Origin of the sequence: Micrococcus sp. MS-ASIII-49 (genome assembly GCF_000946635.1) — a bacterium.
Lineage (GTDB): Bacteria > Actinomycetota > Actinomycetes > Actinomycetales > Micrococcaceae > Micrococcus > Micrococcus luteus.
Window position 1 is genome coordinate 1 of the sequence record NZ_JXSP01000032.1, and the last position, 21095, is coordinate 21095.

Annotated in this window: 17 protein-coding genes and 2 riboswitches; of the genes, 8 read left to right on the plus strand and 9 right to left on the minus strand. The window is 74.1% G+C overall.

The genetic code is table 11. From position 1 onward, the window contains the following. Both SJ20_RS02325 and SJ20_RS02330 read right to left on the minus strand, forming a co-directional pair. On the minus strand, positions 1-1473 hold a 1473-nt coding region (locus SJ20_RS02325; protein WP_044658820.1), incomplete at its 3' end, for an iron ABC transporter permease. Beyond that, positions 1473-2537, minus strand: a complete 1065-nt coding sequence (locus SJ20_RS02330; protein ID WP_044658821.1) for a thiamine ABC transporter substrate binding subunit — start codon at positions 2535-2537, stop codon at positions 1473-1475. The genes SJ20_RS02330 and SJ20_RS02325, both read right to left, overlap by 1 nt. A gap of 66 nt (positions 2538-2603) precedes the next feature. Continuing rightward, positions 2604-2709, minus strand: a riboswitch (TPP riboswitch). Positions 2710-2755: 46 nt separating this feature from the next. On the opposite strand from SJ20_RS02330, the gene SJ20_RS02335 reads away from it, so the two are divergent. Then, complete coding sequence (locus tag SJ20_RS02335; protein WP_044658822.1) at positions 2756-4042, plus strand: AI-2E family transporter; 1287 nt, start codon at positions 2756-2758, stop codon at positions 4040-4042. Here SJ20_RS02335 and SJ20_RS02340 read toward each other — a convergent pair. After that, complete coding sequence (locus SJ20_RS02340; RefSeq protein ID WP_044658823.1) at positions 4008-5057, minus strand: agmatine deiminase family protein; 1050 nt, start codon at positions 5055-5057, stop codon at positions 4008-4010. The two genes, SJ20_RS02335 and SJ20_RS02340, sit on opposite strands and share 35 nt — an antisense overlap. 131 nt (positions 5058-5188) lie before the next feature. On the opposite strand from SJ20_RS02340, the gene SJ20_RS02345 reads away from it, so the two are divergent. The 4 genes from SJ20_RS02345 (at position 5189) to SJ20_RS02360 (ending at position 12797) form a co-directional block, all read left to right on the plus strand. Then, entirely contained in the window at positions 5189-8833 is a 3645-nt protein-coding gene (locus SJ20_RS02345; RefSeq protein ID WP_044658824.1) for a bifunctional proline dehydrogenase/L-glutamate gamma-semialdehyde dehydrogenase, read from the plus strand. Positions 8834-8852: 19 nt separating this feature from the next. Further along, positions 8853-9434, plus strand: a complete 582-nt coding sequence (locus tag SJ20_RS02350; RefSeq protein ID WP_036338752.1) for a thioesterase family protein — start codon at positions 8853-8855, stop codon at positions 9432-9434. A gap of 13 nt (positions 9435-9447) precedes the next feature. Continuing rightward, complete coding sequence (locus tag SJ20_RS02355) at positions 9448-11460, plus strand: FMN-binding glutamate synthase family protein (RefSeq protein WP_044658825.1); 2013 nt, start codon at positions 9448-9450, stop codon at positions 11458-11460. A gap of 116 nt (positions 11461-11576) precedes the next feature. Continuing rightward, positions 11577-12797 (plus strand): MFS transporter, encoded by a 1221-nt coding sequence (locus tag SJ20_RS02360; RefSeq protein WP_044658826.1) that lies wholly within the window; start codon positions 11577-11579, stop codon positions 12795-12797. 214 nt (positions 12798-13011) lie between these two features. On the opposite strand, the gene SJ20_RS02365 is transcribed toward SJ20_RS02360, so the two are convergent. Next, complete coding sequence (locus tag SJ20_RS02365; protein ID WP_020628179.1) at positions 13012-13215, minus strand: cold-shock protein; 204 nt, start codon at positions 13213-13215, stop codon at positions 13012-13014. A 238-nt stretch (positions 13216-13453) separates the two neighbouring features. After that, on the minus strand, positions 13454-13978 hold the full coding sequence (locus SJ20_RS02370; protein WP_044658827.1) for a flavin reductase family protein: 525 nt from the start codon (positions 13976-13978) through the stop codon (positions 13454-13456). Between the two features lie 73 nt (positions 13979-14051). Further along, positions 14052-14171, minus strand: a riboswitch (SAM riboswitch). Positions 14172-14363: 192 nt separating this feature from the next. On the opposite strand from SJ20_RS02370, the gene SJ20_RS12120 reads away from it, so the two are divergent. Continuing rightward, positions 14364-14978: a hypothetical protein gene (locus SJ20_RS12120; protein ID WP_235281223.1), complete on the plus strand. Its 615-nt coding sequence runs from the start codon at positions 14364-14366 to the stop codon at positions 14976-14978. A gap of 47 nt (positions 14979-15025) precedes the next feature. Here the strand turns inward: SJ20_RS12120 and SJ20_RS02380 are convergent, their stop codons facing one another. Continuing rightward, positions 15026-15394, minus strand: a complete 369-nt coding sequence (locus tag SJ20_RS02380) for an RNA-binding S4 domain-containing protein (RefSeq protein ID WP_002855797.1) — start codon at positions 15392-15394, stop codon at positions 15026-15028. Positions 15395-15404: 10 nt separating this feature from the next. Then, on the minus strand, positions 15405-16721 hold the full coding sequence (gene hisD / locus SJ20_RS02385) for a histidinol dehydrogenase (protein WP_044658828.1): 1317 nt from the start codon (positions 16719-16721) through the stop codon (positions 15405-15407). 238 nt (positions 16722-16959) lie between these two features. On the opposite strand from hisD, the gene SJ20_RS02390 reads away from it, so the two are divergent. Next, on the plus strand, positions 16960-18447 hold the full coding sequence (locus SJ20_RS02390) for a mechanosensitive ion channel family protein (protein WP_235281226.1): 1488 nt from the start codon (positions 16960-16962) through the stop codon (positions 18445-18447). Between the two features lie 16 nt (positions 18448-18463). Here the strand turns inward: SJ20_RS02390 and SJ20_RS02395 are convergent, their stop codons facing one another. Continuing rightward, entirely contained in the window at positions 18464-19000 is a 537-nt protein-coding gene (locus SJ20_RS02395; protein ID WP_036338766.1) for a universal stress protein, read from the minus strand. Between the two features lie 73 nt (positions 19001-19073). Further along, the gene (locus SJ20_RS02400) at positions 19074-19889 is read right to left on the minus strand and encodes an MBL fold metallo-hydrolase (protein ID WP_044658829.1); all 816 of its coding nucleotides are present in this window, start codon (positions 19887-19889) and stop codon (positions 19074-19076) included. A 12-nt stretch (positions 19890-19901) separates the two neighbouring features. On the opposite strand from SJ20_RS02400, the gene SJ20_RS02405 reads away from it, so the two are divergent. Next, complete coding sequence (locus tag SJ20_RS02405) at positions 19902-21053, plus strand: glutathione S-transferase family protein (RefSeq protein WP_044658830.1); 1152 nt, start codon at positions 19902-19904, stop codon at positions 21051-21053. Positions 21054-21095 lie beyond the last annotated feature (42 nt).

Here is a 21095-nt window from a genome sequence, read left to right on the forward strand (position 1 = left end):
CGGGGGCCCCCCCCCGGGGCCCCCCCCCCGCCACGGGCCCGCCCCGAGGGTGCGCGCGGCCTCTCGCAGCCGCGGGTCCACCGCCGCGAGCACGGGCACGAGCGCCCGCACCGCGAGCGGCAGCGCCACCACCGCCTGGGCCAGTGGCACGAGCACGCCCGAGGCCGCCAGCTCCGGGAACGCGGCCCGCAGGGACACGACGAAGCCGAAGCCCACGGTCACCGCGGACACCCCGAGCGGCAGGAGCAGGGCGCCGTCGAGGGCCCGCTGGGCCACCAGCGCCGCGCGTGAACGGAAGGGCCGGGTCAGCAGCAGGGCCAGCGGCACGGCCACCACGAGCGTCACGAGCGTGGCGTCCACGGCCACCCGCAGGGACTGTTCGAGCGCCTGGGCCGGCGTCGACCCGCCCACGAACCCGCTGCCCGCGCTCGTGGACAGCAGCCGATAGTTGCCCAGCCCCCAGCCGTGGCGGGTGTGGAAGGAGCGCACCACGAGCGTCAGGATCGGCGCCACCACGAGCGCCACCACCGCGAGCATCACGGCCACCGGGACCGCGTCCGCGCGCGTGAGCCGGGCCGGCGGCGTCTCCCGCAGGCGCAGCGCCCGCTGGGTGCGCGCCGCCGTCACGCCGGAGACCACGACGGCGGCCAGCACCACCGCGAACTGCAGCACGGAGAACACCGCCGCGGTCCGCAGGTCCAGGTAGACGGAGGTCTGCACCCAGATCTCCGACTCGAGCGTGCCGTAGCCGGGCCGGCCGAGCGTCTGGACGATGCCGAACGCGGACGCGCAGAACAGGAACACCAGCGCCGCGCTCGCGGCGATCGCCGGGGCGAGCTGGGGCAGCGTCACGGTGCGGAACGCCCGCCACGGCGAGGCGCCCAGGGTGCGGGCGGCCTCGGTCTGGCGCGGGTCCAGCGCGTTCCACAGCGCGCCCACCTGGCGCACCACCACGGACACGTTGAAGAAGACCATGGCCAGCACGACGGCGGTGGTCGTCTGGTCCAGCCCGGTGAAGCCGAGCGGTCCGCCGGGGGCGAGCAGGGCGCGGAACGCGACGCCGACCACCACCGTGGGCAGCACGAACGGCACGAGCACGAGGGCGCGGAGCACGGCCCGCCCCGGGATGCGACGCCGGTGCAGCACGAACGCGGTCGGCAGGCCGAGCGCCACCGAGACCACCGTGCCGGCGGCGGCCATGCCGAGCGTCTGGCCGAGGATGCGCCACGTGCGCTCGCGGGCGAGGGTCTCCCCGAAGGCGGTGAGGTCCACGGCGCCGGTGAACGCGTCGGCGTCGCCGCCGATCCCGCGCCAGAGCATGGCCGCCACGGGCCACGCGAAGAAGACGAGCAGGAAGGCGACCGGCAGGACGGCGGCCACCAGCCACCACGGGCCGAGCCCGTCCCCCCGGCCGCGGGCCCGCCGGCGCGGCAGGTCCGTGCCGGGGGCCGCGACCTCGGTGAGCGCGGACATCAGCGCCGGGAGGCCTCGGACAGGGCGGTCCACTCCTTCAGCAGGTCCTCGCGGCGCTCGTCGATGCGGGCGGGGTCCGGGGTGATGGCGTCCTCGACGAGCGGCGCGTTCTGCGCCCACTCCTCGGGCAGCTGCACCGACTCGTCGATCGGGTACATGTACATCGACTCGGGCAGGGCGGACTGGACCTCCTCGGTGAGCATGAAGTCCACGAACGCCTGCGCGCCCTCGGGGTTCTTCGCGCCCTCGAGCACGCCGGCGTACTCGACCTGCGGGGTGCAGGAGTCCTCGATCACCTCGGTCTCGGGGGCGAACGCGGGGGAGGAGGAGTAGGAGAGCACCACCGGGAACCGACCCTTGCCCTCGCCGCCGGAGAAGTCCGAGTTGTAGGCGTCGGACCAGCTGTCGGCGACCTTGCCCCCGTTCTCCATCAGGCCCCGCCACCAGTCCTGCCAGCCGTCGTCGCCGTACTTCTCCGTGGTGGCCGCGAGCAGCGCCAGGCCGGGGGAGGAGGCCACGGGGGAGGTGGCGACCGTCAGCTTCGCGTACTCGGGGTCGTCGAGCTGGTCGATCGAGGTGGGGGCCTCGACGTCGTGGGCCTCGAACCATGCCGGATCCGTGTTGAAGCACACCTGGCCCTGGTCCACCGGGGTCATGCGGTCCTCCACCATCCGGTCCTGCGCGGAGGCGGGCAGGTCCTGCGGGGTGTATTCGGCGACGACGCCCTCGCGGACGAGGCGGTGCGCCGAGTGGTCCTCCACGCCGTAGACGCCGTCCACGGTGGGCTCGTCCTTGGCCAGCAGGAGCTGGTTCACCACGCTGCCGGCGTCGCCGGGGGCCGTGGTCTTCAGGGTGTAGCCGGACTCCTGCTCGAACTTCTGGACGAGCTCCTGGGGCAGGTTGAACGAGTCGTGCGTCATGATCGTCACCGTCGTCGGCTCGCCGCCGGCGCCGGCGGCGGACGACGACGCCCCGTCGCCGGACGAGCCGGACACCGAACAGCCGGTGAGGGCGAGGGCGGCCACTGAGAGGGCGGCGAGGGCGCGGTGCGGGGTGCGGGACATGGCGGTTCTCCTCTGGGACGGCGGAGGGGCCGGGACGAGGCCGCCACCGGAATCCCGGGACGACGTCGACCGGGAGACTCGACTTCCTTCGCCGGTGCGGACCGGAGCAGGTTCGAGGGTCTGCGGCGGACCGCACTCTCAGCGCCGCGCGGGCGCTCCCCTGTCGATGTGGACTGGTCCCGACCCTACCCCGTCCGGCCCGCGCATAGACTGCCCGCGTGAGCGCCGCACAGCCCGCGGGGGTGACCCCGCCGCCCGCCTCGTCCAGCCCCGCCTCCGACTGGGACATCCGCCGCCCCCACCGCATGTGGCCGCGCATGCTGGTGATCGTCCTGACGCTCGCGGGCCTGGTGCTGGTGGTGCAGTTCTTCCAGGGGATCGCCTCCATCGCGGCGCCCGTCTTCCTGGGGCTGAACCTCGTGATCGTGGCCTACCCCCTGCAGGCCTGGCTCATCCGCCGGGGCCTGCACCCCGTGCTCGGGGCCGCCACCACCGTCCTGCTGGTCGTCGCGGTGATGGCCGTGTTCGGGGGCATGATGGTGTGGTCCGGCCTCGAGCTGGTGGCGGAGCTGCCGAAGTACGCGGACCGCTTCCAGCAGATCGTCCTGGACGTCTCGCACTGGCTCAACGAGCGCGGCGTGACCCCGGACATGGTGTCCCAGCAGCTGGCCTCGATCGACATGAGTGCCGTCACCGGGACGGCCGTCAGCGCCGTCACGAAGATCGCCACGAACGTCTACGCGGTCTTCGGCCTGCTCGTCACCGTGATCATGGGCATGTTCTTCCTCGCGATGGACTCGATGGACGTCGAACGCCGCGTCCGCCTGCTCAGCACCGCCCGCCACGAGTTCGGCCACGCCCTGGTCGAGTTCGCCCAGGGCGTGCGCCGCTACTGGGTGGTCACCACGGTGTTCGGCCTGATCGTGGCGGTGCTGGACGTGATTGCCCTCATGCTGATCGGCGTGCCGCTCGCGCTCGTGTGGGGCGTGCTCAGCTTCCTCACCAACTACATCCCGAACATCGGCTTCATCATCGGCCTGCTGCCGCCGGCCGTCCTGGGCCTGGCGGCGGGCGGCTGGTCCGACTTCCTGTGGGTGGTGGTCAGCTACTCGGTGCTGAACTTCGTGCTGCAGTCCGTGATCCAGCCCAAGGTGGCCGGCGACGCGATCGGCGTGATCCCCACCGTCAGCTTCCTCTCCCTGCTCTTCTGGGCCTGGGTCCTCGGCCCGCTCGGCGCCATCCTCGCGCTGCCCTGCACGCTGCTGGCCAAGGCCGTGCTGATCGACGCCGACCCGAACGCCCGCTGGATCAACGCGCTCATCGCCTCGGACCTGAAGGGGATGGAGCGCCGTCAGTCCTCGCTCCTGGAACGGCTGCGCCCGGCGGCCTGGCGCTCGGACGCGCACGGGAAGGACGAGGACCGCGCCCCGACGGACGGCGGGGACGACGACGGCCCCGCGACCGACGAGGTCACGGGCGGGGCTGGAGCAGCACCAGGTCGTTGAGCGCGCCGGCCAGCCGCAGCAGCGGCGGGGCGGGGAACGACAGCTGGGGCAGCCCCGGGTGCAGTGCCGCGCACGCGGCGGCCGCGGCCTCCTCGCCCGCGGCGTCCTCGAACGCCGGCCGCAGCACCGCAGCGCCCAGCGGCAGCGTGTCCAGGAGGGAGCGGGGGCCCCGCTCGGCCGGGTCGTACTCGGCGGGCTGCGCCGCCCCGGTCACCGTGCGCACGCGCAGGGGCCGGCCGGCGGCGTCGTCGGCGCCCTGCAGGAAGCGCAGCGCCGCCGCGGCGTACGGGTGCTCGGGGTGGAACCGGTCGCCGCGCCAGTGCACGGCGGCCTCGCCGTCGCCCTGCAGGCGCACCCACGAGGCCAGGTGACCGGGCCCGCCCCACGGCCCGGTGTCCGGCCGCGGTGCCGGCGGCACCCACAGCACCCGGGTGATCCCCAGCAGGGCGGCGAACTCGGCGGCCACCTGGCCGGGGGTCCACGCGCCGTTGATCCGCCCGTCCAGCACGGGGTCCGCGGCCACCACGGCCGTCCCCTCGCCGTCGGTCACCCAGGCCCCGCGCGGGGCGCACAGCAGGGGCGTGAGCAGCGGCAGTCCCGCCGCCTCCGCCACGGCCGTCGCGGCCGCGCCGTCGAGCGGTCCGGTCCCGGTCAGTCCCGCGGCGCTGCGCCAGGCGACGGCGGCCAGGCCCTCGGGGCGGCGGATGAAGCTCGGCCCGGTGCGGCCCAGCAGCGGTGAGCCCACGGGCGCGCGCAGCAGGTCCACCTCCGGGGGCACCAGCCGCGCCGCCCCGGCGTCGCGCGGGTGGGCGAGCACGGTGACCGGCAGCACGGCGGCGAGCGTCTCGGCCAGGCCCACGACGGCGTCCCGCGTCTCGTCTAGCAGCGTCGGCACCGGGTGGCGGTGGGGCAGGACGAGCCAGGCCCGCTCGGGCGGATCCTCGGGTCCGGGCACGGGCACGACGACGTCCCGGCGCTCCCGCGCGTCGGTGGGGACGGGGTCGGCGGCGGCCATGGCGGACGGGCTCCTGGGAAGACGGCGGCGACGCGCGGGCGCGCGGCGAGGGGATGTCCATCGAGCATAGGCGTCTGACAGGAAGCCGCGGCGGTTTGACCTGTGACCCGGCACACGTGCAGAGTGCGGCCATGACCGCGATGTTCTCCGCCCAGGACCACGACGATCTCGACCGGGTCCTCGGCGCGACCGGCGGGATCCCCGACCCCGCCGACCTGCACGCCCTCGCCGACGACGCCGTCGCGCAGGTGCGGCGTTGGCTCGCCGAGTCCCGCGACCATGAGGCCGACTTCGCGGCCCGCCAGCTGGCGGGCGCCCTGAAGGAGCCGGGCGGCCTCGACTTCATCGTGCGCTTCGTGGACCACGTGGTCCGCCCCGAGGACCCCGCGATCGCCGCCCGGGCGCTGCGGGAGCTCGCCGGCCGCGCCCCCGGCTTCCTGCCCCCGGCCCTGCGCGCCGTCCTCGGCGTCGGCGGCCGCGCCGCCCCGCTCGTGCCGCGCATCGCCGTCCCCACGGCCCGCCGCGTGCTGCGGCGCATGGTCTCCCACCTGATCGTCGACGCGCGGGACCGGCAGCTCGGCAAGGCCATCGCGGCCCTGCGCGACGAGCACACCCGGCTGAACATCAACCTGCTGGGCGAGGCGATCCTCGGTCAGGGCGAGGCGGACCGCCGACTCGAGGGCATCGCCGCGCTGATCCGCCGCGACGACGTCGACTACGTGTCCGTCAAGGTCTCCGCCGCCACCGCCCCGCACGCGCCCTACGCGTTCGACGAGGCCGTCGCGGACATCACCGAGCGGCTCACCCCGCTGTTCGAGCTCGCCCGGGATCGGGACACCTTCATCAACCTGGATATGGAGGAGTACCGCGACCTCGACCTCACGCTCAACGTGTTCACCGCCCTGCTCGAGCAGCCGGGCCTGCGCGACTACGAGGCCGGCATCGTGCTGCAGGCCTACCTGCCGGACGCGCTCGCGGCCATGGTGCGCCTGCAGGAGTGGGCCGCGCGCCGCGTCGCCGCCGGCGGCGCCCCGGTCAAGGTGCGCGTGGTCAAGGGCGCCAACCTGCCCATGGAGCGGATGCAGGCCTCCCTGACGGGCTGGCCGCTGGCCACGGTGGGCTCGAAGCAGGAGGCGGACACCAACTACAAGCGCGTGCTCAACTACGCGCTCACCCCGGAGCATCTGGCCCACGTGCGCATCGGCGTGGCCGGGCACAACCTCTTCGACGTCGCCCTGGCCCACCGGCTGATCGAGCGCCGCGGGCTCGACCCGGCCGCGGTGGAGTTCGAGATGCTGCTCGGCATGGCCACCGGCCAGGCCGCCGCCGTCCGGGCCGACGTCGGCGCCCTGCTGCTCTACACGCCCGTGGTGCGGCCCGAGGAGTTCGACGTGGCGATCTCCTACCTCGTGCGCCGCCTCGAGGAGGGCGCCTCCCCGGAGAACTTCATGTCCGCCGTGTTCGACCTGGACGCGGACGCGGACCTGTTCGCCCGCGAGGAGGAGCGCTTCCGCGCCTCGCTGCGCCACCTGGACGCGGCCGTGCCCCGTCCGAACCGCCTCCAGGACCGGTCCCGCGGGGAGGACGGGCCGGCCCCCGCCCCCGTGGACGGCTTCGCCAACACCCCGGACACGGACCCCGCGCTGCCCGGCAACCGGGAGTGGGCCCGCCGGATCCTCGCGGCCGTCCCGGGCTCGGACCTCGGGACGGACACCGTCCGCGCCCACCGCGCCACCACGGCCGACGACGCCCGCGCCGCCATCGCCGCCACCGCCCACCCCGGCGCCCGCTGGGGCGCGCTCACCGGCCACGAGCGCGCCGACGCGCTGGACGCCGTCGGACGGGCCCTGCACGCCGGCCGGGCCCGCCTGCTGGAGGTGGCCGCCGCCGAGACCGGCAAGACCCTGGACCAGGGCGACCCCGAGGTCTCCGAGGCCGTGGACTTCGCGCACTACTACGCGCGCCTGGCCCGCGGCCTGGACGCGGTGGAGGGCGCTCGCGCCGTGCCCGTCCGCCTGACCCTGGTGATCCCGCCGTGGAACTTCCCCGTGGCCATCCCGGTCGGGGGCGTCCTCGCCGCGCTCGGGGCCGGCTCGCCCGTGGTGTTCAAGCCGGCCCCGCAGTCCGAGCGGACGGGCGCGGTCGCGTGGGAGCTGATCGTGGCCGGGCTGCGGGACTCGGGCCTGTTCGACGACGGCGGCCCGCTCGCCGGGCACGACCCCGCGGACCTCGTGCGCCTGGTGACACTGGCGGACGAGGACGAGGCGGAGGTCGGCGCGGCGCTCGTGACCGACCCGGCCGTCGAGCGGCTCATCCTCACCGGCAGCTGGGACACCGCACGGCTGTTCAAGGGGATGCGCCCCGACCTGCACCTGCTCGCCGAGACCTCCGGCAAGAACGCCGTGATCGTGACCCCGTCCGCGGATCTGGACCTGGCCACGAAGGACGTGGTCCAGTCCGCGTTCGGTCACGCCGGCCAGAAGTGCTCGGCGTCCTCCCTCGTGGTGCTCGTCGGCTCCGTGGCCACCTCCGAGCGCTTCCACCGGCAGCTGCTGGACGCCGCCTCGTCCCTGCACGTGGCGCACCCCGCGGACCCGCGCGCCGAGATGGGCCCCGTGATCGAGGCCCCCGGCGAGAAGCTGCGCCGCGGGCTCACCGAGCTCGGCCCGGGGGAGCGGTGGGCCCTGCGCCCGCGGCCGCTGGACGAGACGGGTCGCCTGTGGAGCCCGGGCATCCGCTCCGGCGTCCGCCCCGGCGCCGACGCCCACCTCACCGAGTACTTCGGCCCCGTGCTGGCCGTGATGACGGCCGAGACGCTCGAGGAGGCGATCGGGATCGTGAACGCCGTGGACTACGGCCTCACCTCCGGGCTGCACTCGCTGGACCGGGAGGAGATCGACGTGTGGCTGCGCGGCGTGCGCGCCGGCAACCTCTACGTGAACCGCGGCATCACCGGGGCCATCGTGCGCCGCCAGCCCTTCGGCGGCTGGAAGCGTTCCGTCGTCGGCCCCACCACGAAGGCCGGCGGGCCGCACTACCTGCACGGCCTCGTGGACTGGGAGGACGCGCCCACGTGGGCCGGGGGAGAGGGACGGCCCGGGGCCGAGGCCGACGGCGCGGGAGCGTCCTGGCTCGAGACCGCCCGCGCCCTCGACACCCACGCGTGGACCACCGTGTTCGGGGTGGCCACGGACGTCTCCGCGCTCGAGGCCGAGCGGAACGTGCTGCGTCACGTCCCCACCCCGGTCCTCGTGCGCCGGCACTCGGGGCCCGCCGACCACCTGCTGCGCATCGTCTCCGCCGGCCTGCATGCCGGGGCGCCCATGACCGTGAGCCTGCGCCCGACCCCCACCGCGGAGGGGCCCGATGCGGACGGACTCTCGGCCGAGGCCGTGCGCGGCCGGGTGGAGGAGCTGGTCCGGTCCGCCCGCACGGAGGGTGCCGGCACGGCCGCGCCGGTGGACGTCGTCGTCGAGGATGACGCCGCGTTCCACGACCGCGCCCGGCGGCTGGCCCTCATCCCGCCCGCGACGGAGGGCGGCGGCGACGCGCGGATCCGGCTCGTCGCCGACTGGACCGGCGACCGGGAGGCGGCCGAGGCGGCGCGGAGCGCGCTCCACGCGGCGCTCGGCGACACCCCCGACGTGGCGGTCTACGCTGGCCCCGTGGTGAGCGCCGGCGAGGTGGAGCTGCTGCCGTTCCTGCACGAACAGGCCGTGTCCGTGACCGCCCACCGGTTCGGCACGCCGGACCATCTGACCGAGGGGGTCCTGTGACCCCGAGGAGGAACATCCGATGCATCTGATCCCCCGCACGATCTGGGTCGTCGCCCGCGCCCGCCGCCGCCCGCGCGCCGGACTCTGGGAGCCGACGACGCTGCCGATGCGCGCCCTGCCCACGGACGTGGACATGGCCCTGCACGTCAACAACGGCCAGTACTTCGGGCTGTTCGACCTCGGCCGCTTCGACGCGATGGTCCGCACCGGCCTGTGGGACGAGATCCGCCGTCGCGGCTGGACGCCTGTGGTGCAGGCCGAGCAGATCGCGTTCCGCCGCTCGGTGACCCTGGGGCAGCGGTTCGACGTGGAGACGCGGATGATCGGCCTGGATGAGCGCGCAGTGTGGTTCGAGCAGCGCGTCGTGGTCGACGGCGACGTCGCGGTGCGCGCGTACATCTGCACGCGCCTGCGCACGAAGGACGGCCGCCCCGTGGAGAACGACGAGGTCCGGGCGATCGCGGCGGCGGCCGGCCACGACCTCGCGGGGGAGCCGACGCTGCCGGAGTGGCTGCACGAGTGGCGGCGCAGCGTGGCCCTGCCGTCGGCCCGGACGCCCCTGCCCCACACGTGGGACCTCGATACAGTGCGGCGAGGATGAACGTTCGAGTGATATGGGGCACGATGGTCGGGTGAACAACAGACTCCTGATCGTCGCGACCCTCTCGCTGGCCGCGCTCGTCGTCGTGCTGGTGGCCGCCATCGGCGGCGGCGCGTGGTGGGTGCTGGCGGTGCTCCTGGTGGCGCTGCTCGTGCTCGCCGTGTGGGACATGACCCAGAAGCGGCACGCGATCCTCCGCAACTACCCCGTGCTCGGCCACATGCGGTACCTGCTGGAGTCGATCCGCCCCGAGATCCAGCAGTACTTCATCGAGCGCAACTTCGACGGCAAGCCGTTCGACCGGGACACCCGCTCGATCGTCTACGCCCGTGCGAAGGGACTGGACAGCCACAAGGCGTTCGGCACCGAGCGGGACACCTCGGAGATCGGCTACGAGTTCCTGTTGCACTCCACCGCCCCGGTCAACCCGCCGGAGGAGCCCCCCACGGTGCGGATCGGCGGCCCGGACTGCCGCCGACCCGTGGACATCTCGCTGATGAACATCTCGTCCATGTCCTTCGGCTCCCTCTCCGCCAACGCCGTGATCGCCATGAACAAGGGCGCCGGCCTGGGCGGGTTCATCCACGAGACCGGCGAGGGCGGCCTCACCAAGTACCACCGCGGCAACGGCGCGGACCTGTTCTGGGAGATCGGCTCCGGCTATTTCGGCTGCCGCAACGAGGACGGCACCTTCAGCCCGGAGAAGTTCGCCGAGAAGGCGCTGCTGCCCGAGGTCAAGGGCATCACCATCAAGATCTCCCAGGGCGCGAAGCCCGGCCTGGGCGGCATGCTGCCCAAGGAGAAGATCTCCCCCGAGATCGCCGAGGCCCGTGAGATCCCGATGGACAAGGACTGCCTGTCCCCGGCGTCCCACTCCGCGTTCCGCACCCCGCGCGAGATGGTCAGGTTCATCGAGCAGCTCCGTGAGCTCTCGGACGGCAAGCCGATCGGCATCAAGTTCTGCGTGGGCTCCCGCGTGGACGTGCTGGCCATGACCAAGGCCATCTGGGAGGAGCGGATCGCCCCCGACTTCATCATCGTGGACGGCTCCGAGGGCGGCACCGGCGCCGCCCCGCTCGAGTACTCGGACCGCGTGGGCACCCCGCTGACCGAGGGCCTCATGCTCGTGCACAACGCGCTCGTGGGCACCGGCCTGCGCCACATGATCAAGCTCGGCGCGGCCGGCAAGGTCGCCACCGGTTCGGACATCGTCAAGCGTCTGATCCAGGGCGCGGACTTCACCATGTCCGCCCGCGCGATGATGATGGCCACCGGGTGCATCCAGGCGCAGAAGTGCCACACGAACGAGTGCCCCGTGGGGGTGGCCACGCAGGACCCGCGTCTGATGCGCGCCCTCGACGTGGAGGACAAGGGCAACCGCGTCTTCAACTACCACCGCCTGACCGTGCGCGAGGCCGTGCAGATCATGGCGTCCATGGGTCTGACGCATCCGTCCCAGCTGAACACCCGCATGCTGCGCCGCCGCGTGGACCACCTGAGCACCCGCTCGTACGCGTCCATCTACCACTGGCTGCGCACGGACGAGCTGCTCAACGACCCGCCCGCCGGCTGGGCCATGGACTGGGAGGAGGCGGACGCGGACCACTTCGGCGAGCACGCCCGCGTGGACTACCTCACCGAGCGCGACCCCCAGTGGCGCTCCGAGCTGCTGATCCCGGGCCGCGCGGCGGCCGGCGCCCCCGTGCAGGGCTCCCCCATCTCCGGGACGGGCTCCACGCTCGTCGACGCCCGGCGGACCGAGTCCGTGCCGCTGACGACGTCGCCGATGCCGCGCGTCAGTTCGCTGGGTGAGGGCGAGTCGCTGTCCTCGCACGGCGGGCGTCGTCAGGCCTCGCAGGACCCGGCACCCGCCGCCACCGCGGGCGAGACGCCCACCGACGAGAACGAGGGCCTGCCGGCGGAGGCCGGCGAGCGGCCCGAGCGCCAGGACGGCGAGGAGGTCACCCAGCGGGGGACCACCGGCCGCGTGGAGGGCGAGCACCGCGGCGAGGGCCGCGTCGGCTGACCCGCCCCCGCAGTCACCCCCGCTTTCGAGGCGGGAAATCCACTTCACACGACGCCCCCGGGCGCCCATGAGATGGATTTCCCGCCTCGTCGCGTGAGGGGTCGTAGCCTGGGGCCGTGACCCCGCCCGCCCCCGCCGCTCGCCGCCCCTCCGCGGCCCTGCTGTGGGCGCTGCTGGCGGCCATGGGCGCCGGGCCCCTGTTCAACTACGGGGTCTCCGCGTCCTCCACGGTCGTGATGGAGCGGCTCGACGTCACCTCGGGCCAGCTCGGCACCGTGATGACGGTCGTGTTCGCGGCGGCCGCCGTCACCTCCCTCGGCCTCGGCCGGGCCGCCGACCGCCTGTCCGCCCGCGCGCAGCTGAGCATCATCTTCGGCGGCACCGCCGCGGCGCTCGTGCTCGGCGCCGTCGCCCCGTCCCTGCCCGTGCTGTACGCGGCGGCCGCCGTCGCGGGCGTCACGCAGGCCATCTCCAACCCCACCACGAACCGGATCATCCGCACCGTGGTGCCGCCGGAGAGGCGCATCGGGTGGGTCGGGGTGAAGCAGTCCGGGGTGCAGGCGGCCCAGCTGGTCGGCGGCCTGTTCTTCCCGGCCGCGTCCCTCGCCCTGGGCTGGACGGGCGCCGCGCTGGGGGCCGCGGTGCTCATCGGGGCGCTCTGGGTGCTCGCCCTGGTCGCCGCCCCGCCGCTGCCCGGGGCGCCGCCGCCGGCCACCGGCCCCGTCGGCGGGCGACGACGGCGGGACACCTCGCCCCTGCCGGCCACGGTCTGGTTCTTCGCGGCGATCGCGTTCCTCACCGGCCTGGGCATGCAGGCCACGAACACGTACCTGCCGCTGTTCGCGGTCGAGACGCTGGGGATGACGCTCGTGGCCGGCGGCGCCGCGGCGGCCGTGTCCGGGGTGGTGGGGGTGCTCTCCCGGATCGGGTGGAGTCGGCGGATGAGCTCCGGAGACCGGCCCACCACCCTGCTGACCGTGATCTGCCTGGGTGCCGTGGCCGGCGTCGTGGTGTTCCTCGCCGCGGACCTGCTGGACCTGCCGGCCCTGCTGTGGGTGGGCGCCGCGGTGCACGGCTTGACGGTGCTGGGCGCCAACGTGGTGATCAACGCGGGCCTGCTGAGCGAGGTGCCGGCCGAGCGGCTCGGCCGTGCGACCGGGGCGAACTCGATGGGCATGTACGCCGGCTTCGCCCTGGGCCCGCTGCTGATGGGCGTGCTGCGCGACGTCACGGGCGACTACCGGGCCGGCTTCGCGGTCGTCGCGGCCGGGTATCTGCTGGCCCTGGGCGTGGTGCTGCTGCTGCGTCGCCACGTGGGCCGGCGGGGCGCGGCCTGACGCGCAGGGCCAGGACGAGACCCACCGCGGAGGACCGCGCCTCAGCGACATCACCGCAGTGCAGCCCTGCGGTGATGTCGCAGCGCCGCGGTCGAACGGGCGTACGGCGGAGTGCGGCGCAGTGCGCGGGCGTGCGGGACGCACGGAAGCGCACACGACGACGCCCCCGGTCCATACGGACCGGGGGCGTCGGAAGCCGTGCGTCAGGCGAAGATCAGAGCTTCGTCACGTTGGCGGCCTGGAGGCCCTTGGGGCCGTCCTGGGTCTCGAACTCGACGCGGTCGTTCTCCTGGAGCTCCTTGAAGCCCCCGCCCTGGATGGCGGAGAAGTGCACGAACACGTCCGCGGAGTTGTCCTCGGGGGCGATGAAGCCGTAGCCCTTCTCAGCGTTGAACCACTTGACAGTACCGACAGCCATGATGGTGTCCTTTCGATGTGCCCCCGCGGTGCGGTGGCGGTGTTGGACCGCGGCCCGGATGTGGGACGCGGGTGAAGCGGCGAGACTGAACCGCTTGCCCAACACTCATCGACGCCGGCGATGCCGGGCTGACGAGCAGTGAAGATGGCGGGATACAGCTTGATCAACTTCAGGCTCCATCATTGCACGGATCTCGCCGACCGGGAACCAGGGGCCCGATTGTTCACCTGGAGTTCGCTCAGAGCGCGCGCAGGCCGTGGAAGAGATTGCGGTGCAGGGCGGCCGGGGGAGCGGCGTCCGTGTGATCCGCCAAGGCCGTCACCTCCAGCAGCACCACCGTGTGGTCGCCCGCCGGGACCTCGGCGTGCACCCGCGTCTCGAGCCAGAGCGAGGAGCCCCCGATCAGCAGGGCGTCGTGCGGGCTGCGGTGCACGTCGAGACCGGCGAAGCGGTCGCCCTCGCGGGCGGCCAGCTGACGGCACAGCGGCGTCTGGTCCGCCGCGAGCAGGGAGACGCCGATCGCCCCGGCCCGGCGCAGGCGCGGCCAGGTGCGGGAGCTGTTCTGTGCGGAGAAGGACACGAGGGCCGGCTCCCAGGAGATGCCCACGCCGAAGGACGAGGACACCATCACCTCGGGGACGTCGTCGGCGAGGCCCGCCAGCGCGACGACCCCGGTGGGGAATGCCGAGAGGCCGGAGCGGAGGTTGCCGAGGGACAGGTCGGTGTCCCACGCGGCGGTGTGGGGTTCGTGGGTCAGGGTCATGGCGCGCGTCCTCTTCCGATGACTGGCGCGGCTCCGCAGACGGCGGGAACGCGGATCGCCCGGATCCGCGGAGGCGCGGTACTTGCCCGTCGGGGTGTCCGAGGGGCCGAATCATCACCTGGAGCACCCCACTACTGCGTGAGAGGGTTGCCGTCCCGCCGGCCAGGGCCGTGAATGACGGGAACTCGTGATTCTGGGGATCAGCCTACGGAGGGGTCCGTGGGGTGGTCAAAGCGCGGCGGTCGCGCGGCGTCATCCGAGCTGCCCGATGTGATGCTTGACACACCGCGCATCGCCAGCCAGGATCAAGCCACTCGAGAGGGGGGCTCGAGACCGCAGCCCGCGGCCCCGCAATCGGTTCTCTGAGAGGGATCGGATCATGCGGATGGACATCGAGAAGAAGCGTGCGGCATTGTCGGCCGCCGTGGTCGTCGCGGCTCTCCTCGGTATCGCCATCTCGGGATGCTCCGCTTCCCCGGGCAGCGTCTCCTCCACCGCGAAGGCATCCACCGCTGCGGCGTCCTCCGTCACCGTGACGTCAGCGGCCCCCTCGGCAACCCGGTCGGCCTCCGCCACCGGTTCGTCCGCGTCGTCACCCGCCGGTGAAGAAGCACTCCCCGCCGCGCTGTTCGAGGAGGACGGGATGACGTTGGTCGAGTACACGCGCCGGCATCCGGATGCGGACCATCTCGACCCGGAGAAGGAGTCCGTCCTGGAGGAGGCGGTCGGGACGGGCACACAGCAGATCACCGTGGACGCTCAACAGGGTGCGGTCCTTCGGGTCATCGTGCTGTGTCCTTCGGATGCCACCGGTGAGACGGAGATCCTGACCTCACGGGGTGGCGGGGGAACGAAGACCTGGATGGCCGGATCGGAGGCGCTGTGCGGCGGCTGGTCGGCGGCGACTCCCCCCGTGGATGAGGCGGGGCCGATGACGTTCACCGTCACGGTGGACAACGACAAGCCGTTCCGGATGGTGCTGACCGCACCCTCCGCATGAGGCCGCCATCACGACGGCGGATGACGGCGCGGGGAGGACGGAGGCGCTCAGCGTCGGTCGCGGCCGCGCAGCGCGTCCAGCTGCCGGCGGTCCCGTTTGGTGGGCCGGCCCGCGCCCCGCTCGCGGTACGGCACCGCGAGCAGCTCACGCGGCACGGGCGGCGGGGAGTGGTCCACGTACTGCTGCCGGGCCACGGGGGCGCCCACCCGCTTGGCGATCAGCCCCGTGACCTCCAGGATCCGCTCGCGTCCGTCCTGGCGCACCCGCACCCGGTTCCCGACGACGACGGGCGTCGCCGCCTTCACGGGCTCGCCGTCGATGCGCACGTGGCCTGCGCGCACGGCCGCCGTGGCCGCCGACCTGGTCTTGTACAGCCGCACGGCCCACAGCCACGCGTCGATGCGGACGCCGCTCACGCCCGCCCCCTCACGCGAAGCGGGCGCGGATCGCGGCGCCGTGCGCGGGCAGGCGCTCGTCCTCGGCCAGCACGCCGATCCCGTCCGCGACCTCCTTGAGCCCGGTCTCCGTGTAGCGGATGCGCTGCTGCAGGCGCAGGAACGTCACCGTGTTCAGACCGGAGGAGTGCCGGGCCGTCCCCGAGGTGGGGAGCACATGGTTGGACCCGGCCGAGTAGTCGCCCAGCGGCACGGGGGCGTGCGGGCCCACGAACACGGCGCCGGCGTTGCGGATGCGCCCCACGAGGGCCTCGGGGTCGCGCGTCTGGATCTCGAGGTGCTCGGTGGCGTAGCGGTCGGAGACCTCCACGGCCTGGTCCATGTCCCGCACCAGCAGCACGCCGGACTGGGGGCCGGTGAGGGCCTCGCGGATCTGATCCTCGTGGAACGCCCCGGGCACCTGCGCCTCGATCGCCGCCAGCACGTCCCGGAGCAGGTCCTCGGAGTCCGTGATGAGCACGGAGGCGGCCAGCGGGTCGTGCTCGGACTGGCTGATCAGGTCCGCGGCCACCCAGTCGGCGCGGGCGGTGCCGTCCGCGATCACGGCGATCTCGCTCGGCCCGGCCTCGGCGTCCACGCCGATCACGCCCTGCAGGGCGCGCTTCGCGGCGGCCACGTACACGTTGCCGGGCCCCGTCACCAGGTCGACGGGCGCGCAGAGCCACCCGCCGTCGTCGTCCTGGACGCCGTGCGCCAGCATGGCCACGGCCTGGGCGCCGCCGGCCGCGTAGACCTCGTCCACGCCGAGCAGCGCGCACGCGGCGAGCACGGTGGGGTGGGGCAGGCCGCCGTGGTCCCGCTGCGGGGGTGAGGTCACCGCGAGGCTCCCCACGCCGGCGGCCTGCGCGGGCACCACGTTCATCACCACCGAGGAGGGGTACACGGCGCGGCCGCCGGGCACGTACAGGCCCACGCGGCCCACGGGGATCCAGTGGTTCTCCACGACGGCGCCCTCGCCGAGCTCGACCGTGGAGTCCTGGGGGTGCTGGGCGGCGTGCACGAGCCGGGCCCGGCGGATCGACTCCTCCAGGGCGGCACGCACCCGCGGGTCGAGCCCGGCCAGGGCGGCCTCGAGCGCCTCCCCGGGCACGCGCAGGGCCGGCGGACGGACACCGTCGAACCGCTCGGCCAGGTCCAGCAGGGTCTGCTCGCCGCCGTGGCGGACCTGCTCGATGATCGGGGCGACCGCCGGCACCACGGAGGACACGTCCACGTTCGCCCGCGGGATGATGCGGGACAGGTCCGCGGTGGCGGTGTCGAGCGGGCGCAGGTCGGTGACGGAGAGCACGGATTCCTCCAGGGGGGCGGCGGCGGGCCGGCGGGACGGGGCGCGACGACGGCCGGGCCCGGACCGCGCGGACGGTCAGGCTCCATTGTGCTCTTCTCCGGGGTGCGTCCGGGGGCGGGTGTCAGACTGTCGTCATGGTCTTCCCCGCGCTGCCCGCCCTCGCGACCCCGCCCTCGCGACCCCGCCCCTGCTGACCGCCCTGGACCGCCTCCTGGCGGGCGAGACCGTGCCGTCCGGGGTGGAGGGGGACATCCAGGACGGGGCGGCCGCCACCACCCGGGCCTTCGGCGTGGAATGGGGGACGCTGCTGACCGTGCTGATGGCGTTCGCGATCGGCGCGGCGGTCGTGTACCTGGCCCTGCAGGTGGCACGCGTCGTGCTCGTGCGCCGCCCCGCGTTCCAGCACGGCGCCGCACGGCTGAGCCTGCCGGCCGCCGTCGCCGCCGGCCTGCTGGCCTCCCGGATCTGGCTCGGGGTCATGGCCGAGGAGCAGACCTGGTACCGGCCGGCGTCGTTCCTCTTGCTCATCGCCGTGGCCGCGGCGGGCGCGTGGGCTGCGTGGCGCCTGGTCGGCGTGATCGAGGCGGGGATCCTCGGCCGCTACCAGGAGACCGGCGTCGAGCACCGCCGCGAGCGACGCATCCGCACGCAGACCATCCTGATCCGACGCATCCTCAACGCGGTGATCGTGGTGGTGGCCGTCGCCGTGGTCCTGCTGGGGGTGCCCGAGGTGCGCTCGCTCGGGGCCGGCCTGCTCGCCTCCGCCGGTGTGATCTCGGTGATCGCCGGCCTGGCCGTGCAGTCCACGCTGACCAACGTGTTCGCCGGATTCCAGCTCGCCTTCACGGACGCGATCCGGGTGGGCGACGTGGTGGACATGGAGGGCGTGTTCGGCACCGTCGAGGAGATCACCCTGTCCAACGTGGTGCTCAAGCTCTGGGACGGCCGCCGCATGGTCTACCCGTCCTCGCACTTCACCACCCAGCCGTTCGAGAACTGGACGCGGGTGGGCGCCGAGGTCTCCGGCGTCGTGGAGCTGGACGTGGACTGGCGCGTGCCCATGGACGCGCTGCGCGCACGACTCACCCAGCTGCTCGAGTCCACGGACCTGTGGGACGGGCGCGAGCACGCGCTGCAGGTGACCGACGCGACCGGCGGCGTCGTGCGCATCCGCGCCGTGGTCTCCGCCCGCAACTCCGGCGACCTCTGGGACCTGCGCTGCCTCGTGCGCGAGGACCTCGTGGCCTTCCTGCGCCACGAGCACCCCGAGGGCATCGTGGTGCAGCGCATGGTGGACCGGCACCCCGCCCACGACGACGCGGCGCCCGCCTCCGAGGGATCCGACGCGGAGGCCCGCGGTGGCGACCGGACGGGTGAGCCGGGCCCGGACGGCTCCGGGGTGGCGGCCCGCGAGCCGCGCCCGCGCACCGCGCCGCTGCCGCGCGTCGACGGCGCCGATCCGCGCCCGGACACCCTCACCACACCGCTGACCCGCGTGGGCGACCACTCCGGCCTGTACACCGGCTCGATGACGGCGGTGCAGCGCAACCGCGAACTCGCCGGCCCGGGCGAGGAGGCGTTCGCCGAGCGGCGCGCGCAGCAGGCCAAGCAGGCGGCGGAGGCCGCGGCGGCGGACGAGGCCGGACGGCGCAGCGGCGCCGGCTCCCACACGGACGGCCTCCTCGACGACGCCGTCACGCGCCGCCGTCAGGACGACGAGGACTGAGGCCCGGCGGGAGCGCTCAGCGCTCGAGCGTCGGGTCCCCGGGATCGACGGGCGTGAGCCGACGCCGCTCGGCCATCGGCTCGGACGCGGGCAGGCCGTGGGTGGCCGGGTCCGTCTCGGCGACGTGGCTCACGGCCTCGGGCGTGTGGTCCCCGTACTGCCGGTACTCCTTCACGCACAGCACGGGCTGATCGATCTCCTGCAGCAGCTCGTCCGAGACCGATCCCATGACGAACCGGCCGAAGCCGCCGCGGCGGCGCACGCCGATGACCACGATGGACGGGTCCAGCTCCGCGGCCACGTCCTTCATCTCCTCCACCGTGGACCGGCCGCGCGCGTACTGGCGGAACTCGGCCGTCACGCCGGAGGCGTCCAACCGGGCCTGCACGCCGCGCTGCTGCTCCTCCGTGACGAGGGACTTGGTGCGGTGCTCGCCGCCGGGGCCCGCATTGACCACCACCACGTGCTCGCCGGTGGAGCGGGCGATGTCCAGGGCGGTGTCCAGAGCGGCGTCCGCGGACTTCGAGGGGGCGTAGCCGACGAGGATGGTCATGGGGTGCCTCCGCGGGGTCGAGGGGACGGGTCTGAGGTCAGCGTAGTGCGGGCCGGGCCCGCGGCGGAGGGGCTCAGCCCTCGCGCAGGTGGCGCAGGTGCGCGGCCACCGTCTGGACGGCCACGCGGGCCACGGTGCCGGTGAGGCCGGGGTAGATGCGCGGGGCCAGGTCCTCGGGCGTGATCGTCGCCGCCTCGGTCTCGGGCAGCGCGGCCAGGGCGGCGCGGATCTGCTCCAGGCGGCCCTCGCGGTGGTGCCGGTAGTCGCGGGCGACGACGTCCAGCGGCTCCGGCACGGGCCCGTGCGCGGGCAGCACCGTGAGCGGGCCCGCCGCCTCGAGGCGGCGCAGGCTGGCCAGGTAGTCGGTGAGGGTGCCGTCCGGGTGGTCGAGCATGGTGGTGCCCGAGCCGAGGATGGTGTCGCCCGTGATGACCGCGCCGTGCGCGCCCGCGTCCGGGACGGCGAACGAGTAGGAGTCCGAGGTGTGGCCCGGGGTGTGCCACGCCAGCACCGGGGTGCCGGCGGCGTCGATCCGCTCGTCCGGCGTCAGGACGGCGGCCCCGCCACGGCACCAGTCCGGGTCCGCGGCGCGCACGGGGGCGCCCGTGGCCGCGTGGAACGCGTCCACCCCGCCGGTGTGGTCGGCGTGCCGGTGCGTCACCAGGATGAGCGCGATCCGGCGCCCCTCGGCCGCCGCGCGGACGCGCTCGAGGTGGGCGGCGACGTCGTCCTCCGGGCCCGGGTCCACCACGACGGCCGCGTCCGAGTCCGGTGCGGCGACCACGTACGTGTTGGTGCCCGCGAGGGTCATCGGGGAGGGGTTCTGGGCGGTCACGCAGCGCACCAGTGGGGCGGGCGTGAGGCCGGGCGTGGCGGTGGTCGTCGTCATAGGCTCGAGTGTATGGAGAACCAGCAGACCGGCCAGGCCGCGGACCGCGGCACCATCGACTCGCGCGAGGGGCTCAAGGGCAACTACGTGCAGTCCGGGGCGGAGTTCACGCGGGACACGAACTACATCGCGGACCGGATCGTGGCGGACCCGGAGGCCGTGCGGGCCCTGCCCGTGGCCGAGCCGTCCACGGTCGGTCGCGTGGGCGGCGGGCTCACCGAGGGGGCCGAGGCGTGGCCCGTCGAGGCGGGCCGCTACCGGCTCGTGGCGGCGCGGGCGTGCCCGTGGGCGAACCGGACGATCATCGTGCGGCGCCTGCTCGGCCTGGAGGACGCGATCTCGCTGGGCACCCCGGGGCCGACCCACGACGAGCGGTCCTGGACCTTCGACCTCGACGAGGGCGGGAAGGACCCTGTGCTCGGCACCGAGCGGATCCAGGAGAACTACTTCACGCGGTTCCCCGACTATCCGCGGGGCATCACGGTGCCGGCGATCGTGGACGTGCCGACGGGCGGCGTCGTGACCAACGACTACCCGCAGATCACCCTCGACCTCTCGACGGAGTGGACCGCGTTCCACCGCGACGGCGCCCCGCAGCTGATCCCCGACGCCGGGCCGGAGCGGGACGAGATGTTCGAGGTGATCGAGCGCGTGTTCACCGAGGTGAACAACGGCGTGTACCGGTGCGGCTTCGCGGGGTCCCAGGAGGCGTACGACGCCGCGTACGAGCGGCTGTGGACCGCGATGGACTGGCTCGAGGAGCGCCTGACGACGCGCCGCTTCCTGATGGGGGAGCGGATCACCGAGGCCGACGTACGGCTGTTCACCACGCTGGTGCGGTTCGACCCCGTGTACCACGGGCACTTCAAGTGCAACCGGAACAAGCTGACCGAGATGCCGGCGCTGTGGGGCTACGCGCGCGACCTGTTCCAGACCCCGGGCTTCGGCGACACGATCGACTTCGTGCAGATCAAGGAGCACTACTACGTGGTGCACGAGGACATCAACCCGACGGGCATCGTGCCCGCCGGCCCGGAGCTGGCGAGCTGGCTGAGCGAGCACGGGCGTGAGGCGTTCGGCGGGGACCCGTGGGGCGGCGGCACCGCACCCGGGCCCGTGCGCGAGGGCGAGCGCGTGGACCCGGAGCACACGCCGCTGCGGTGAGGCCGCTCGGCCCGGCCCGCAACGCGGGTTGAGTTATCGCGG